The following is a 15,598-nucleotide window of genomic DNA, read 5'->3' on the forward strand; positions in this document are numbered from 1 at the left end:
TAGAGGCGAGCGTGTGCGGAGCGCGCTTGCCGACGCTCGAGGGAACGGAGACCCTTCATGACTCACCACACGTCACGGCGCGCCCGTGTGCTCGCGGCCGGACTCGGGGCCGGGATGCTCATACCGCTCGGGGTCGCGGCCACGCCCGCCGCTGCCGCCACGCCCGCCGTGAGCTGCACCTCGGGCAAGGCGGGTCTGGCCGCCAAGTTGAAGAAGGACATCACCGCGGCGATCGGCAGCCGCAAGGGCACTGTCGCGGTCGGGCTCTACGACCGCAGCACCAACACCACCTGCACGCTGCGCGCCACCAGCGCCTACGACTCCGCCAGCGTCGTCAAGGTGACCGTGCTCGCCACCCTGCTGTGGGACGCCAAGAAGCACAACCGCTATCTGACGAGCCGCGAGAACACCCTCGCCACGGCGATGATCACCAAGTCGGACAACAACGCCACCAGCACGCTGTGGAAGCAGCTCGGCATGACGAAGATCAAGGGCTTCCTCTCGGCCGCGGGCATGACCAAGACCAAGCCGGGTGCCAACGGCTACTGGGGGCTGACCCAGATCACCGTGCAGGACGAGCAGAAGCTGCTGAAGCTCCTCACCGCCAAGAACTCCGTACTGAGCGACAACTCCCGTGACTACGCCCTGAAGTTGATGGGCAAGGTCATCTCCTCGCAGCGCTGGGGCACCCCCGCCGGAACGCCCTCCGGCGTCTCCGTGCACGTCAAGAACGGCTGGCTGTCGCGCTCGACGCACGGCTGGCGCGTGCACAGCGTCGGTACGTTCAAGGGCGCCGGGCACGACTACATGATCACCGTGCTCACCCATGGCAACAGCACCATGAACTACGGCGTCACCACGATCCAGAACGTGGCCAAGGCCATTCACAAGGATCTGGTGCCCAAGGCGTCCGTCGCGAGCGTGTACGTGCCCACGAGCAAGCCTCAGGAGGCGGTCCCGGCGGTCCCCAAGAACTGACAGGAACTGACCGGTCAGGCGCCCGCGTTCGCCCCGCGCGCCGCCGCGATCTGCCGGGACATGATCGTCGTCAGCTCGTACGCCGTGTGGGACGCGGCCACCGACGTGATCTCCGCGTGGTCGTACGCGGGCGCCACCTCCACGACGTCCGCCGAGACCAGGTTGCAGGACGCCAACCCCCGCAGGATCTCCAGGAGTTCGCGCGAGGTCATGCCACCGGCCTCGGGCGTGCCGGTGCCGGGCGCGTGGGCCGGGTCCAGGCAGTCGATGTCGATGGAGATGTACAGCGGGCGGTCGCCGATGCGCTGACGGAGCTGGTCGGCGACCTCGTCCGCGCCGCGCCGGTAGACGTCCGCCGACGTGACGATGCCGAAGCCCAGCTTCTCGTCGTCCGTGAGGTCCTGCTTGCCGTACAGCGGGCCGCGGGTGCCGACGTGGGAGAGCGCGGAGGTGTCGAGGATGCCCTCCTCGACGGCCCGGCGGAACGGCGTGCCATGGGTGTACTCGGCGCCGAAGTACGTGTCCCAGGTGTCGAGATGGGCGTCGAAGTGGAGCAGCGCGACCGGGCCGTGCTTCTTCGCCACCGAGCGCAGCAGCGGAAGCGCGATCGTGTGGTCACCGCCGAGCGTCATCAGACGGGCGCCCGTGCCGAGCAGATCGTCGGCGGCGGCCTCGATCGTCTCCACGGCCTCGTTGATGTGGAACGGGTTCACCGCGATGTCGCCCGCGTCCGCGACCTGCGCGAGCGCGAACGGGGAGGCGTCCTGGGCCGGGTTGTAGGGGCGCAGCAGCCGGGAGGCCTCACGGATCGCGTTGCCGCCGAAGCGGGCGCCGGGGCGGTAGGAGACGCCGGAGTCGAACGGCACACCGACCACCGCGACATCGGCGGCGCCGACCTCGTCCAGGCGGGGCAGCCGGGCGAAGGTCGCGGGGCCCGCGTAGCGCGGGACGCGGGACGAGTCGACGGGGCCGCGCGGCCGGTCGCCGCCCGCTGCCGGGTTCTCGGTGCTGCTCATCGTCGGGCTCCTCCACGTCGTCTGCCGTGCCTCGGCTGCCGGTCCCGACCGACCCTAGGTGGCCGTACGACGCGGCTGAAGTGTACGTTTCCTCCACTCAAGCCGATCGGTATGGAGGAATCGTCCATCATGCGGGACTCGCTCTCCCCGGCGGTACCTCCCACCCCGCCGGTACCGCTGTCCGCGCTGCTCTCGCGGGAGGACCTGGCCCTGCGGCAGATCGCCGGGCCGACCGACCCCGGCACGGTCGTCCACGGGGCGCACACCTCGGAGATGGCCGACCCGTATCCGTATCTGCTGGGCGGCGAGCTGCTGTTGACGGCCGGTGTGCAGATCTCCGGCGCCGCGGACTCCCCGGCCCGCTTCGACGCGTACGTCTCACGGATCGTGGATGCGGGCGGCGCGGCGCTCGGCTTCGGTCTGGCGCCCGTGCACGACGCGGTGCCGCCCGCGCTGGTGGCGGCCTGCGACCGGCAGGGGCTGCCGCTGCTCGAGGTCCCGCCGCGCACGACGTTCGCGGCCGTGGCCCGTGCCGTGTGGCAGCTCATGGCCCAGGCCCGGCTGGCCGAGCTGCGCCGGGTCACGGAGGCCCAGCAGAGCCTGGCCGCGGCGGCGGCGCGCCCGGCCCCGGTGCCCTCGGTGCTGCGCCGACTGGCCCAGCGGGTGGGCGGTCGTACGGTCCTGTACGGGCCGGACGGCGCGGAGTCGGCGGGCGCGGGCCGGGCCTCGGAGCAGGCGCTCCGGGCGCTCGGGGACCTGGCGGAGGTGGTACGGCCGCGGGGAGCCGGGTCCGCCCCGTCCTCCGCCACGGACACCGTCGCCGGTACCCATCTCGCCGCGTACGCCCTCGGCACCGGGCAGGGCTTCGTGCTCGGGGTCGCCTCCCCGCGCCGCGAGCCGGGCGACCACACGATCTCCTCGGTCGCCGCCGTGCTGCTGTCCCTGCTCACCGGCGAGCACCAGAGCGCCGACGGGGCGGCCCGCGCCTCGGCGCTCGTCCGGCTGCTGCTCGGGGCCCCGCCCGAGGAGGTCGCGCCGCTGCTCGGCGGGGACCGATGGCGCGTGGTGCACGCCCGGCCCACCGGGGACGAGCCCGCGCCGGACGCGGTGGCCGCCTCGGCGCTCGGCGCGGCGCTGGGCTCCACGCTCGTGGACGCGGCCGGGGAGGTCGTACGGGTCCTCGTCCCGGCCGAGCGGCTTCCGGCCGAGCGGCTCCCGGCTGAGCGAGTCCAGGCTGACCGCGTCCCGGCCGCCCAGCCCGGCTGGACACTCGGTGTCAGCGCGGCGGTGGAGCCCGGCGCGTGGGCCCGCGCCGACGCGCAGGCCGCCGGAGCGCTGGCCCGCGCCCGCGCGACCCGCGTGCCGCTGGTGCGCCACGGCGAACGCGCGGGGCTGGCCGCCCTGGTCCCGCCCGCGGAGGCCGCGCTGCACGCGAGGACGCTGCTCGCGCCGATCGACCGGCCGCCCGCGCTCGCGGAGACGTTGCGCACCTGGCTGTCCCTGCACGGCAGTTGGGACCGCACCGCGGTGGCGCTCTCCGTGCACCGCAACACGGTCCGCCAACGCATCGCCCGCTGTGCCGCGTTGCTGGAGGCGGACCTGGACGACCCGGACGTCCGCATGGAGCTGTGGTTCGCGCTGCGGCACGCGCGTCAGAGCTGACCGGCCGGGTCCGTCCCCTTGTGTCGGAAACGCGCCGGAAGCGCGAGGGACACGGGCGGCGGCGCACCGGCAGAATGGGTGCCATGCCGATACCCGGGATGCCCAGCCGCGCCGAGCTCGTCGACCACCTCGTACGGACCCGTATCGCGGGCCATGTCGCGACCCCCCGTGAGAACAACCTCTCCCACTACCGGGGCCTGGCCAACGGCGACCGCGCGTTCTGGTTCGGCCTGGAGTTCGGCGACCGCTGGAGCGACGAGCAGGACGTCCTCGCGGTCATGGCGGAGCGCTGCGGGGTCAGCGACGACCCCGAGCACCGCTACGGCCAGGACACCATCGACCCGGAGCTGACGGTCGACGCCGTGGAGCGCCTCGCGGCCCGGCTGCGCAAGGCCGCCGACGGCGAACAGCGGGTGCTGCTGGCCACCGGGCACCCCGGCGGGCTCCTCGACGTCCACCGGGCCACCGCCGCGGCGCTGCGCGCGGCCGGGTGCGAGATCGTCGTCATCCCGGACGGGCTGCGGACGGACGAGGGGTACGTGATGCAGTTCGCCGACGTGGCCGTCCTGGAGCACGGCGCCACGCTGTGGCACACCCACTCCCCCGAGCCGATGCGCGCGATCCTGAACGGGCTGCACGCCGAGGGCCGCCCGCTGCCGGACCTCGTCGTCGCGGACCACGGCTGGGCGGGCTGCGCGGGGCAACTCGGCATCGACTCCGTCGGGTACGCGGACTGCAACGACCCGGCGCTGTTCCTCGCGGAGGCGGAGGGCACCCTCCAGGCGACGGTCCCGCTGGACGACCATGTCGCCAGCCCCCGCTACTACGACCCGCTGACGGCCTACCTGCTGGGGCAGGCCGGTCTCACGGCCACCGGCTGAGACGCGGGCCCCGCGGGGACGCGGGGCCTCAGCGGGGAGTACGGATCTCAGCGGGGAGCGCGGGCCTCAGCGCGGGATGCGGACCACGCCCTCCTGGATCACCGAGATGGCGAGCCGTCCGTCGCGCGTGTAGATCCGCGCCTGGCCGAGCCCGCGCCCGCCGGACGCGGACGGCGACTCCTGGTCGTACAGCAGCCACTCGTCGGCCCGGAAGGGGCGGTGGAACCACATCGCGTGGTCCAGCGAGGCGCCGACCACGTCGCCGGTCGTCCAGCCGCCGCGCCCGTGCGCGAGCAGGATCGAGTCGAGCAGCGTCATGTCGGAGACGTACGTGGCGAGGACGACGTGCAGCAGCGGGTCGGCCGCGTACTCGTCCAGCTTGCCGTTGGTGCGGAACCACACCTGGGAGCGCGGCTCGCGGACCGTCCCGGCGGTGGCGAACGGCGGCTCGTCCACATAGCGCAGATCGACGGCCGCGCGGGCCTCCAGCAGCCGCTCCAGGACCTGGGGGTCGCGGAAGACGTCCGCGTAGCGCGGCAGCAGCTCCTCGCCCCTGGGCAGGGTCTCCGGGTCGGGCGCGGGCGGCATCGGGGCCTGGTGCTCCATGCCCTCCTCGTACGTCTGGAAGGACGCGGAGAGATGGAAGATCGGCTGGCCGTGCTGGATCGCGACCACCCGGCGGGTGGTGAAGGAGCGGCCGTCGCGGATGCGGTCGACGGTGTAGACGATGGGCGCGCCCGGGTCCCCGGCGACCAGGAAGTACGCGTGCAGCGAGTGCGCGAACCGGTCCGCGGGGACCGTCCGCCCGGCGGCGACCAGCGCCTGGGCCGCCACCTGCCCGCCGAAGACGCGCGGGACGACGGAGGCCTGGGACCGGCCGCGGAAGATGTCCTGCTCGATCCGCTCCAGGTCGAGCAGTTCGAGCAGGGACTGAAGTGCCTGAGTCATGGCGTCGGTTGACGGATCCCCTCGGCTGACGGCGGTCATCAGCCGCCGGCCGAGGGGTGATCCGGTCGCGGGCCTTACAGGCCCATGTCCTTGGCGATGATCGACTTCATGATCTCGCTGGTGCCGCCGTAGATGCGGTTGACGCGGTTGTCGGCGTACAGGCGGGCGATCGGGTACTCGTTCATGAAGCCGTAGCCGCCGTGGAGCTGGAGGCAGCGGTCGATCACGCGGTGCGCGACCTCGGTGCAGAACAGCTTGGCGGAGGCGGCCTCGGCGGCGGTCAGCTCACCGGCGTCGAGGGCCTCGGTGGCGCGGTCCACGACGGCCTCGGCGGCGTCCACCTCGGCCTGGCAGGCGGCCAGTTCGAACTTGGTGTTCTGGAAGGAGGCGACGGGCTTGCCGAAGACGGTGCGCTGCTGCACGTACTCCTTGGCGAACCGGATCGCGGCCTTGGCCTGCGCGTAGGCGCCGAAGGCGATGCCCCAGCGCTCGGAGGCGAGGTTGTGGCCGAGGTAGGAGAAGCCCTTGTTCTCCTCGCCGAGCAGGTCCTCGGCGGGCACCTTGACGTCCACGAAGGCCAGTTCGGCGGTGTCCGAGACGCGCAGGCCGAGCTTGTCGAGCTTGCGTCCGATGGAGTAGCCCTCGGCCTTGGTGTCCACGACGAAGAGGGAGATGCCGTGGCGGCGGTCCTCGGCGGTGGGCGCGTCGGTGCGGGCGCAGACGATCATGCGGTCGGCGTGGACGCCGCCGGTGATGAAGGTCTTGGCGCCGTTGAGGACGTAGTGCGTGCCGTCCTCGGAGAGCTTGGCGGTGGTCTTCATGCCCGCGAGGTCGGAGCCGGTGCCCGGCTCGGTCATCGCGATGCCCCACATCTCCTCACCGGAGACGAACTTCGGCAGGTACCGCTTCTTCTGCTCGTCGGTGGCGAGCAGCTTGATGTACGGCAGGCCGAGCAGCGTGTGCACGCCGGAGCCGCCGAAGGTGACACCCGCGCGGGCGGTCTCCTCGTAGAGGACGGCCTCGAACTTGTGGGTGTCCAGGCCCGCGCCGCCGAACTCCTCGGGGACGTTGATGCCGAAGATGCCCAGCTCGGCGAGCTGGTAGTAGAACTCGCGCGGCGCCTGGCCGGCGGCGAACCACTCGTCGTACACCGGCACGACCTCGGCCTCGATGAAGGCGCGCAGGGTCTCCCGGAACGCCTCGTGATCCTCGTTGAACACCGTACGGCGCACCGCCGCCACCTCCGTCGGGCTATGTCTAAGCGCTTGCTCAGACAGCACGGTACCGGCGAGTAAGGACGGGAGTCCAGAGCGCGGGACCGGTGGGACCCGTAACGCTCGTCACGCTGCCGGAGCAGCCCCGGCGCCCCGCCGAGGCCGCGCGCGCTCCGCCCGGCTCACGCCGTGCCGGCCGCGGCGAAGGCGCCTCTGGCCATGCGGTGCAGGAGCGTCGCCATCGCCTCGCGGCCCGGCAGGGGGGAACCCGGGCGGCCCAGATGCGGCGTGGAGTTGAGCAGGCCGAACACCGAGTGGACCGCCGAGCGCGCGCTCGGCTCGGCGAGCGCGGGGTACAGCTCGCGGACGATCTCCACCCACAGCTCGACGTACTGCCGCTGGAGCTGGCGCACCAGCTTGCGGTCGCTGTCGCGCAGGCGGTCCAGCTCGCGGTCGTGCAGGGTGATCAGGGGACGGTCGTCGAGCGCGAAGTCGATGTGCCCCTCGATCAGCGAGTCGAGGACCTCCTCGGGGTCGCGGCCCGAGCCGCCCCCGTCGGCCTCGGCGAGCCGCCGTCTGGCCCCCGTCAGCAACTGCCCGCTGATGCCCACGAGCAGCTCGGCGAGCATCGCGTCCTTGCCCGCGAAGTGGCGGTAGAGGCCGGGTCCGCTGATGCCGACGGCGGCACCTATCTCGTCGACCCCGACGCCGTGGAAGCCGCGCTCGGCGAACAGCCGCGCGGCCTCCTTGAGGATCTGCTCACGACGGGTGGGGCCGTCGATTCTGGTGGCCATGGAATCGATTCTAGACAGGGAGGTTAGCGGTCGTTAACCTGAAGGGTGTGCGTTAACGCTCATTAACACGGTGAGGGGATCGCAGGATGCAGGAGGCACCGGAGCTGACGAGCGCGGCCGAGCCCGCGTCGGAGGCCTGGCGGGCCAACGAGGAGGCGCATCGCGCGCTCGTCGAGGAGCTGCGCGGCAAGCTCGCCGCGGCCCGGCTGGGCGGCGGTGAGAGAGCCCGCGCGCGGCATACGGCGCGCGGCAAGCTGCTGCCGCGCGACCGCGTGGACACGCTGCTCGACCCGGGTTCGCCCTTCCTCGAGCTGGCGCCCCTCGCCGCCGACGGGATGTACGACGGGCAGGCGCCGGCCGCCGGAGTGATCGCCGGGATCGGGCGGGTCAGCGGCCGCGAGTGCGTGATCGTCGCCAACGACGCCACGGTCAAGGGCGGTACGTACTACCCGATGACGGTGAAGAAGCACCTGCGGGCGCAGGAGGTGGCGCTGGAGAACCGCCTGCCCTGTGTCTATCTGGTCGACTCCGGGGGCGCCTTCCTGCCCCTCCAGGACGAGGTCTTCCCCGACCGCGAGCACTTCGGGCGGATCTTCTACAACCAGGCGCGGATGTCCGGCGCCGGTATCCCGCAGATCGCGGCCGTCCTCGGCTCCTGCACGGCGGGCGGCGCGTATGTCCCGGCGATGAGCGACGAAGCGGTGATCGTGCGGAACCAGGGCACGATCTTCCTGGGCGGCCCGCCCCTGGTGAAGGCGGCCACGGGCGAGGTGGTCACGGCCGAGGAACTGGGCGGCGGCGAGGTCCACTCGCGCGTCTCGGGGGTGACGGACCATCTCGCGGAGGACGACGCGCACGCGCTGCGCATCGTGCGGACCATCGTCTCGACGCTCCCCGCGCGCGGGTCGCTGCCCTGGGAGGTCGTCCCGGCGGTGGAGCCGAAGGCCGACCCCGCGGGGCTGTACGGCGCGGTCCCGGCCGACTCCCGTACGCCCTACGACGTCCGCGAGGTCATCGCGCGCGTGGTGGACGGCTCGCGCTTCGCCGAGTTCAAGGCGGAGTTCGGGCAGACCCTCGTCACGGGCTTCGCCCGGATCCACGGCCATCCGGTCGGGATCGTCGCCAACAACGGCATCCTGTTCTCCGAATCGGCCCAGAAGGGCGCCCACTTCATCGAGCTGTGCGACCAGCGCGGCATCCCCCTGGTGTTCCTCCAGAACATCTCCGGCTTCATGGTGGGCCGCGACTACGAGGCGGGCGGCATCGCCAAGCACGGCGCCAAGATGGTGACCGCCGTGGCGTGCACGCGAGTACCGAAGCTCACGATGGTGATCGGCGGCTCCTTCGGCGCGGGCAACTACTCGATGTGCGGCCGGGCGTACTCCCCGCGCTTCCTGTGGATGTGGCCGAACGCCAAGATCTCCGTGATGGGCGGCGAGCAGGCCGCCTCGGTCCTCGCGACCGTCAAGCGCGACCAGTTGGAGGCGCGCGGCGAGTCCTGGCCCGTCGAGGACGAGGACGCCTTCAAGGCCCCGATCCGCGCGCAGTACGAGCGCCAGGGCAACGCCTACTACGCGACGGCCCGCCTGTGGGACGACGGTGTCATCGACCCGATGGACACCCGGCAGGTGCTGGGCCTGGCCCTGACCGCGTGCGCCAACGCGCCACTGGGCGAGCCCCAGTTCGGCGTCTTCCGGATGTAAGGGGGAGTCCATGTTCGACACGGTGCTTGTGGCCAACCGGGGCGAGATCGCCGTACGCGTCATCCGCACGCTGCGGTCGATGGGCGTGCGCTCGGTGGCCGTCTTCTCCGACGCCGACGCGGACGCCCGGCATGTACGGGAGGCCGACACGGCGGTCCGGATCGGTCCCGCTCCGGCGGCCGAGAGCTATCTGTCCATGGAGCGGCTGCTGGAGGCGGCGGCGCGGACCGGCGCCCAGGCGGTGCACCCGGGGTACGGCTTCCTCGCGGAGAACGCCGAGTTCGCGCGGGCGTGCCAGGAGGCCGGGCTGGTCTTCATCGGCCCGTCGGCGGACGCCATCGCGCTCATGGGCGACAAGATCCGCGCCAAGGAGACGGTGCGGGCGGCCGGGGTCCCGGTCGTCCCCGGCTCCAGCGGCAGCGGGCTCAGCGACGCCGAACTGGCCGATGCCGCCCGGGAGATCGGGATGCCGGTGCTGCTCAAGCCCAGCGCGGGCGGCGGCGGCAAGGGCATGCGGCTGGTGCGGGACGCCGCGCTCCTCGCGGACGAGATCGCGGCGGCCCGCCGCGAGGCCACGGCCTCCTTCGGCGACGGCACGCTGCTCGTGGAGCGCTGGGTCGACCGCCCCCGCCATATCGAGATCCAGGTCCTGGCCGACGGCCACGGCCATGTGGTGCATCTCGGCGAGCGCGAGTGCTCCCTCCAGCGCCGCCATCAGAAGCTCATCGAGGAAGCGCCGAGCGTGCTCCTCGACGACGACACGCGCGCGGCGATGGGCGAGGCGGCGGTCCAGGCGGCCCGCTCGTGCGGCTACCGCGGCGCGGGCACGGTGGAGTTCATCGTGCCCGGCGGCGACCCGTCGTCGTACTTCTTCATGGAGATGAACACCCGCCTCCAGGTGGAGCATCCGGTCACGGAGCTGATCACGGGCCTGGACCTGGTCGAGTGGCAGGTGCGGGTGGCGGCGGGCGAGCGACTGCCCTTCGCGCAGCAGGACATCACGCTCACGGGACACGCGGTCGAGGCCCGTGTCTGCGCCGAGACCGTGTCGGTCAAGGAGGGCGCCCGCGGCTTCCTGCCCAGCGGCGGCACGGTGCTCTCGCTGCACGAACCCCAGGGCGAGGGCGTGCGCACGGACTCGGGGCTCTCCGAGGGCACCGAGGTCGGCAGCCTCTACGACCCGATGCTGTCGAAGGTCATCGCCTACGGCCCCGACCGCGAGAGCGCGCTGCGCAAGCTGCGGGCGGCGCTGGCCCGGACCGTCACGCTGGGCGTGCCGACCAACGCGGGCTTCCTGCGCCGGCTGCTGGCCCATCCGGCGGTCGTGGCCGGTGAGTTGGACACAGGGCTGGTGGAGCGGGAGATGGACGGCCTCGTGCCGACCGAGGTGCCCGAGGAGGTCTACGCGGCGGCGGCGCTGCTGCGCCAGGCCGCCCTGGGCGCCGAGGTGCGCGGCTGGGTCGATCCGTTCTCCGTGCCCGACGGCTGGCGGCTGGGCGGCGAACGCGCCTGGACGGTCCACCCGCTGCGGGTGCCGGGCCAGGACCCGGTGACCGTGCGCGTGCGCGGCACGGCGGACGGCGCCGTCGAGGTGCTCCTCGACGGCAAGGAGCCGCTGCGCGGGTCCTCGGGTCTGCCGTCGGGCCGCGCCGGGGAGTCCCGGTTCACGTTCGCGCTCGACGGCGTCACGCACACGTTCGCCACCGCGGCGGACGGCGCCTGGCTGGGCCGGGACGGCGACGCCTGGCAGGTCCGCGACCACGACCCGGTCGCCGCCTCGCTGGCCGGTGCCGCCCGCGCAGGCACGGACTCGCTGACCGCGCCCATGCCCGGCACGGTGACGGTCGTCAAGGTGGCCGTGGGCGACGAGGTGACCGCGGGGCAGAGCCTGCTGGTGGTCGAGGCGATGAAGATGGAGCACGTCATCTCCGCCCCGCACGCGGGCACCGTCGCCGAACTCGACGTCACCCCCGGCACCACGGTCGCCATGGACCAGGTGCTGGCCGTGATCGCACCCCACGAGGACGAGACCGACCCCGGGACCACGGAGGCACAGCGATGACCGACCGGCATCTGCCCATGGTCGTACCGGCCCAGGACCTGCCCGCGCGGGTCAGGATCCATGAGGTCGGCCCGCGCGACGGATTGCAGAACGAGAAGCGCGTGGTACCGATCGAGGTGAAGGCGGACTTCATCCGCCGGCTCGCCGAGGCGGGTCTGACCACCGTGGAGGCCACGAGCTTCGTGCACCCCAAGTGGGTGCCCCAACTCGCCGACGCCGAGGAGCTGTTCCCGCTCGTCGCGGATCTGCCGGTGCAGCTTCCGGTGCTCGTCCCGAACGAGCGCGGCCTGGACCGGGCCCTCGCGCTGGGCGCCCGCCGGATCGCCGTCTTCGCCAGCGCGACCGAGTCCTTCGCCAAGGCCAACCTCAACCGCACGGTGGACGAGGCCCTCGGGATGTTCGACCCGGTGGTCCGGCGCGCGAAGGACCACCGGGCGCATGTGCGCGGCTATGTCTCCATGTGCTTCGGCGACCCCTGGGAGGGCGCCGTCCCGATCCACCAGGTCGTCCGCGTCTGCAAGGCCCTCATGGACATGGGCTGCGACGAGCTGAGCCTCGGCGACACGATCGGCGTGGCGACCCCGGGCCATGTCCTGGAGCTGCTGTCCGAGCTGAACGAGGAGGGCGTGCCGACCAGCGCGCTCGGTGTGCACTTCCACGACACCTACGGCCAGGCCCTCGCCAACACCCTGGCCGCGCTCCAGCACGGCGTGACGACCGTCGACGCCTCCGCGGGCGGGCTCGGCGGCTGCCCGTACGCCAAGTCCGCCACGGGCAACCTCGCCACCGAGGACCTGGTGTGGATGCTCCACGGCCTCGGTATCGACACCGGGGTCGACCTCGACCGCCTGGTCGCCACCAGCGTGTGGATGGCGGCGCACCTCGACCGCCCCAGCCCGTCCCGTACCGTCCGAGCCCTCTCCCACAAGGAGTGATCCCCATGGACCACCGCCTCTCCCCCGAGCTGGAGGAACTCCGGCGCACGGTCGAGGAGTTCGCCCACGACGTCGTCGCCCCCAAGATCGGCGACTTCTACGAGCGCCATGAGTTCCCGTACGAGATCGTCCGCGAGATGGGCCGCATGGGCCTGTTCGGGCTGCCGTTCCCGGAGGAGTACGGCGGCATGGGCGGCGACTATCTGGCGCTGGGCCTCGCGCTGGAGGAGCTGGCCCGCGTCGACTCGTCCGTGGCCATCACCCTCGAAGCGGGTGTCTCGCTCGGCGCGATGCCGATCCACCTCTTCGGGACGGAGGAGCAGAAGCGGGAATGGCTGCCGCGCCTGTGCTCCGGCGAGATACTGGGCGCCTTCGGTCTGACGGAGCCGGAAGCGGGCTCGGACGCGGGCGGGACCCGTACGACGGCCCGGCTGGACCCGGAGACCGATGAATGGGTCATCAACGGCACCAAGTGCTTCATCACCAACTCGGGCACGGACATCACGGGCCTGGTGACGGTCACCGCGGTGACGGGCCACAAGCCGGACGGCCGGCCGCTGATCTCCTCGATCATCGTCCCGTCGGGCACCCCGGGCTTCACGGTGGCGGCCCCGTACTCGAAGGTCGGCTGGAACGCGTCGGACACCCGTGAACTGTCGTTCGTGGACGTCCGCGTGCCCGCGGCGAACCTCGTGGGCGAGGAGGGCCGCGGCTTCGCCCAGTTCCTGCGCATCCTGGACGAGGGCCGGATCGCCATCGCCGCGCTGGCGACGGGTCTGGCGCAGGGCTGTGTGGACGAGTCGGTGAAGTACGCGAAGGAGCGCCGGACCTTCGGGCGGCCCATCGGTTCGTACCAGGCCGTGCAGTTCAAGATCGCGGACATGGAGATGAAGGCGTACACGGCCCGGCTGGCCTGGCGGGACGCCGCGTCCCGGATGGTCGCGGGCGAGCCCTTCAAGAAGGAGGCGGCGCTGGCCAAGCTCCACTCCTCCACGATCGCGGTCGACAACGCCCGCGAGGCCACGCAGATCCACGGCGGCTACGGCTTCATGAACGAGTATCCGGTGGCCCGGATGTGGCGCGACTCCAAGATCCTGGAGATCGGCGAGGGCACGAGCGAGGTGCAGCGGATGCTGATCGCCCGGGAGTTGGGACTCACGGACTGAGTTCCCGCGCACCGCACGCTGTGAGGGCCCGCGCCTGGCGCGGGCCCTCAGGCATGAGGCGCCCCGTCCGTGCACGAGGGGTGCCCCACCCCTGGGACTATAACTAAGGTTAGGCTAACCTTCCTTCGGATTCATCCGGCGGACGCTCCGCCCTGTTCGAAGGCAGGCCACACCCATGTCCCACACCCGTGCCCTCCGCCCCACCCGCCGCGCGCTGCTCGCCGCCGGTGGCGCCCTCGGCCTCGGTGCCGCGCTCGCGGCCTGCGGGGACGGCAAGTCGTCCGGCGGTGGCGGCGGCTCGGCGACCGCCGCGAAGTCCGGGCCCTGGTCCTTCAAGGACGACCGGGGGCAGACCTCGAAGGCGGACCGGACCCCGTCGAGCATCGTCGCGTTCGTGGGTGCCGCCGCCGCGCTCCATGACTACGGGGTCGAGGTGAAGGGCGTCTTCGGGCCGACGAAGACGAAGTCCGGCAAGGCCGACGTGCAGGCCGGTGACCTCGACATCGACAAGCTCACGCTGCTCGGCAACGAGTGGGGCCAGTTCGACATCGAGAAGTACGCGTCCCTCGCCCCCGATCTGCTCGTCACCACGATGTTCGACGACGCGGGCACCCTCTGGTACGTGCCCGACGAGTCGAAGAAGAAGATCCTCGCCGTCGGCGCGCCGAGCGTCGGGATCTCCGTCTACGACCGCCAGTTGACCGAGCCGCTGCAGCGCATGCTCGAGCTGGCGAAGGGGCTCGGCGCGGACCCCGCGTCCGCGAAGATCACCCAGGCGAAGAAGCGGTTCGAGGACGCGGCGGCCCGGCTGCGCGCCGCCGTGAAGGCCAACCCCGGCATCAGGGTGCTGGTCGGCTCCGCGAGCCAGGAGGTGTTCTACGTCTCCGGCTCCAACCTCTCGATCGACCTGGAGTACTTCAAGGCGCTCGGCGTGCACATCGTCGAGCCCTCCGCCTCCGCGCTCAAGGCGAGTGGCGGCTGGTACGAGAGCCTGAGCTGGGAGAACGTCGACAAGTACCCGGCCGACGTCATCATGATGGACAACCGCACCTCGGCCGTCCAGCCCGCCGACATCACCGAGGCGACCTGGAAGAAGCTCCCCGCGGTCAAGGCGGGCCAGGTCGTCTCCCGTACCACCGAGCCCATCCTCTCGTACGACAAGTGCGCGCCGCTGCTCGAGGACCTGGCCAAGGCGATCGAGAACGCCAAGAAGGTCGGCTGACGCCTCCCTCTGTCGACACCTGACAACCCCCGCTGCCGCCCAGCGCCGACCCCCTGACGTCACCTCAGGAGTACTTCCATGACGACGGCCACAGCCGCCCCGTTCCGCTTCTTCTCCCTCCAGGTCGCACGGACGAGGCGGCTCGGGCCGTCCCTGGTCCGGATCACCTTCGCGGGCGACGACCTCAGGACGTTCCACTCCGAGGGGCGCGACCAGAGCCTGTCCCTCTTCCTTCCGCACCCCGGCCAGCCCGAGCCCGTCATCCCGATCGACCGCGGCGACCAGTGGTGGCAGGAATGGCGCGAACTGCCCGACGACGTACGGGCGGTGATGCGCTCGTACACGCTCCGCGCCCTCAGGCGCGACCCCGACGAGATCGACATCGACTTCGTGCTGCACGGTGTGGCACCGGACTCGAAGGCCCCCGCCGGGCCCGCCTCCCGCTGGGCCTCCCGCGCCACGGCGGGCGACCGCGTCGTCCTGCTCGGACCGGCGGTCGAGGACAACCGCGCGATCCGCTTCCGCCCGCCCGAGGACACCGACCTCGTGGTGCTGTGGGCCGACGAGACCGCCGTGCCCGCCGCCTCGGCGATCCTCACCTCGCTGCCCCCGCGCACACGTGTCCGCGCCTGGCTCGAAGCCGGTCGCCCCGGTGACATCCAGGACCTCGCGACGGGCTCCGCCACCGAGATCACCTGGCTGGTCCGCGCCACCGGCTCCCCCACGGCCCTCACCGCGCTGCGCGACGCCGTACTCCCCGAGGCGCGGGCCCCGTACGTATGGATCGCGGGCGAGTCCGGCCGCGTCAAGGAGCTGCGCCGGCACTTCGTCGGTGAGCGCGGGATCGACCGCCGTCGCGTCACCTTCGTCGGCTACTGGCGCCAGGGCCTGAGCGAGGAAGAGCTGCGCACCCGCGAGTGACGACGGCCACGGCCCGGCGCGCCTCGCAGAGATCATAGTTAGGTTAGGCTTACCTAAGTTGAACTCTCCGATGCTTCCCCGTCCCGCACGGACCCG

13 protein-coding genes are annotated in these 15,598 nt (G+C 72.2%); 9 read left to right on the forward strand and 4 right to left on the reverse strand.

From position 1 onward, the window contains the following. The first annotated feature begins 57 nt into the window (after positions 1–57). Positions 58–978, forward strand: coding sequence for a serine hydrolase (locus ACZ60T_RS22955; protein WP_469667547.1), 921 nt, complete (start codon positions 58–60; stop codon positions 976–978). Positions 979–992: 14 nt separating this feature from the next. On the opposite strand, the gene speB is transcribed toward ACZ60T_RS22955, so the two are convergent. Next, positions 993–1,994 carry an agmatinase gene (gene speB / locus ACZ60T_RS22960; protein ID WP_469667548.1) on the reverse strand — a complete coding sequence of 334 codons (1,002 nt, stop codon included), beginning with the start codon at positions 1,992–1,994 and terminating at the stop codon, positions 993–995. A 111-nt stretch (positions 1,995–2,105) separates the two neighbouring features. Here speB and ACZ60T_RS22965 point away from each other — a divergent pair, with 111 nt between their 5' ends. Then, positions 2,106–3,656, forward strand: a complete 1,551-nt coding sequence (locus ACZ60T_RS22965; protein WP_469667549.1) for a PucR family transcriptional regulator ligand-binding domain-containing protein — start codon at positions 2,106–2,108, stop codon at positions 3,654–3,656. Between the two features lie 83 nt (positions 3,657–3,739). Continuing rightward, a complete protein-coding gene (locus ACZ60T_RS22970) occupies positions 3,740–4,537 on the forward strand; it encodes a phosphatase (protein ID WP_469667550.1) in 798 nt (265 codons plus the stop codon). Positions 4,538–4,603: 66 nt separating this feature from the next. On the opposite strand, the gene ACZ60T_RS22975 is transcribed toward ACZ60T_RS22970, so the two are convergent. The 3 genes from ACZ60T_RS22975 to ACZ60T_RS22985 all read right to left on the reverse strand — a co-directional run bounded on the left by ACZ60T_RS22975 (position 4,604) and on the right by ACZ60T_RS22985 (position 7,493). Continuing rightward, positions 4,604–5,485, reverse strand: coding sequence for an acyl-CoA thioesterase (locus tag ACZ60T_RS22975; protein WP_365618809.1), 882 nt, complete (start codon positions 5,483–5,485; stop codon positions 4,604–4,606). Positions 5,486–5,559: 74 nt separating this feature from the next. Next, on the reverse strand, positions 5,560–6,717 hold the full coding sequence (locus ACZ60T_RS22980; RefSeq protein WP_365618806.1) for an acyl-CoA dehydrogenase family protein: 1,158 nt from the start codon (positions 6,715–6,717) through the stop codon (positions 5,560–5,562). Between the two features lie 164 nt (positions 6,718–6,881). Further along, entirely contained in the window at positions 6,882–7,493 is a 612-nt protein-coding gene (locus ACZ60T_RS22985) for an SACE_7040 family transcriptional regulator (RefSeq protein WP_365618803.1), read from the reverse strand. Between the two features lie 86 nt (positions 7,494–7,579). Here ACZ60T_RS22985 and ACZ60T_RS22990 point away from each other — a divergent pair, with 86 nt between their 5' ends. The 6 genes from ACZ60T_RS22990 to ACZ60T_RS23015 all read left to right on the forward strand — a co-directional run bounded on the left by ACZ60T_RS22990 (position 7,580) and on the right by ACZ60T_RS23015 (position 15,502). Further along, positions 7,580–9,196 (forward strand): carboxyl transferase domain-containing protein, encoded by a 1,617-nt coding sequence (locus ACZ60T_RS22990; protein ID WP_365618800.1) that lies wholly within the window; start codon positions 7,580–7,582, stop codon positions 9,194–9,196. A gap of 10 nt (positions 9,197–9,206) precedes the next feature. After that, positions 9,207–11,258: an acetyl/propionyl/methylcrotonyl-CoA carboxylase subunit alpha gene (locus ACZ60T_RS22995; RefSeq protein WP_469667551.1), complete on the forward strand. Its 2,052-nt coding sequence runs from the start codon at positions 9,207–9,209 to the stop codon at positions 11,256–11,258. Continuing rightward, a complete protein-coding gene (locus ACZ60T_RS23000; protein ID WP_469667552.1) occupies positions 11,255–12,193 on the forward strand; it encodes a hydroxymethylglutaryl-CoA lyase in 939 nt (312 codons plus the stop codon). Before ACZ60T_RS22995 ends, ACZ60T_RS23000 begins: the two co-directional genes overlap by 4 nt. Positions 12,194–12,198: 5 nt before the next feature. Further along, the gene (locus ACZ60T_RS23005) at positions 12,199–13,359 is read left to right on the forward strand and encodes an acyl-CoA dehydrogenase family protein (RefSeq protein ID WP_252421416.1); all 1,161 of its coding nucleotides are present in this window, start codon (positions 12,199–12,201) and stop codon (positions 13,357–13,359) included. Between the two features lie 175 nt (positions 13,360–13,534). Further along, positions 13,535–14,581 (forward strand): ABC transporter substrate-binding protein, encoded by a 1,047-nt coding sequence (locus ACZ60T_RS23010; protein ID WP_469667554.1) that lies wholly within the window; start codon positions 13,535–13,537, stop codon positions 14,579–14,581. A gap of 78 nt (positions 14,582–14,659) precedes the next feature. Further along, complete coding sequence (locus tag ACZ60T_RS23015) at positions 14,660–15,502, forward strand: siderophore-interacting protein (RefSeq protein ID WP_469667555.1); 843 nt, start codon at positions 14,660–14,662, stop codon at positions 15,500–15,502. Positions 15,503–15,598 lie beyond the last annotated feature (96 nt).

This window comes from Streptomyces sp. NPDC104371, assembly GCF_055583785.1.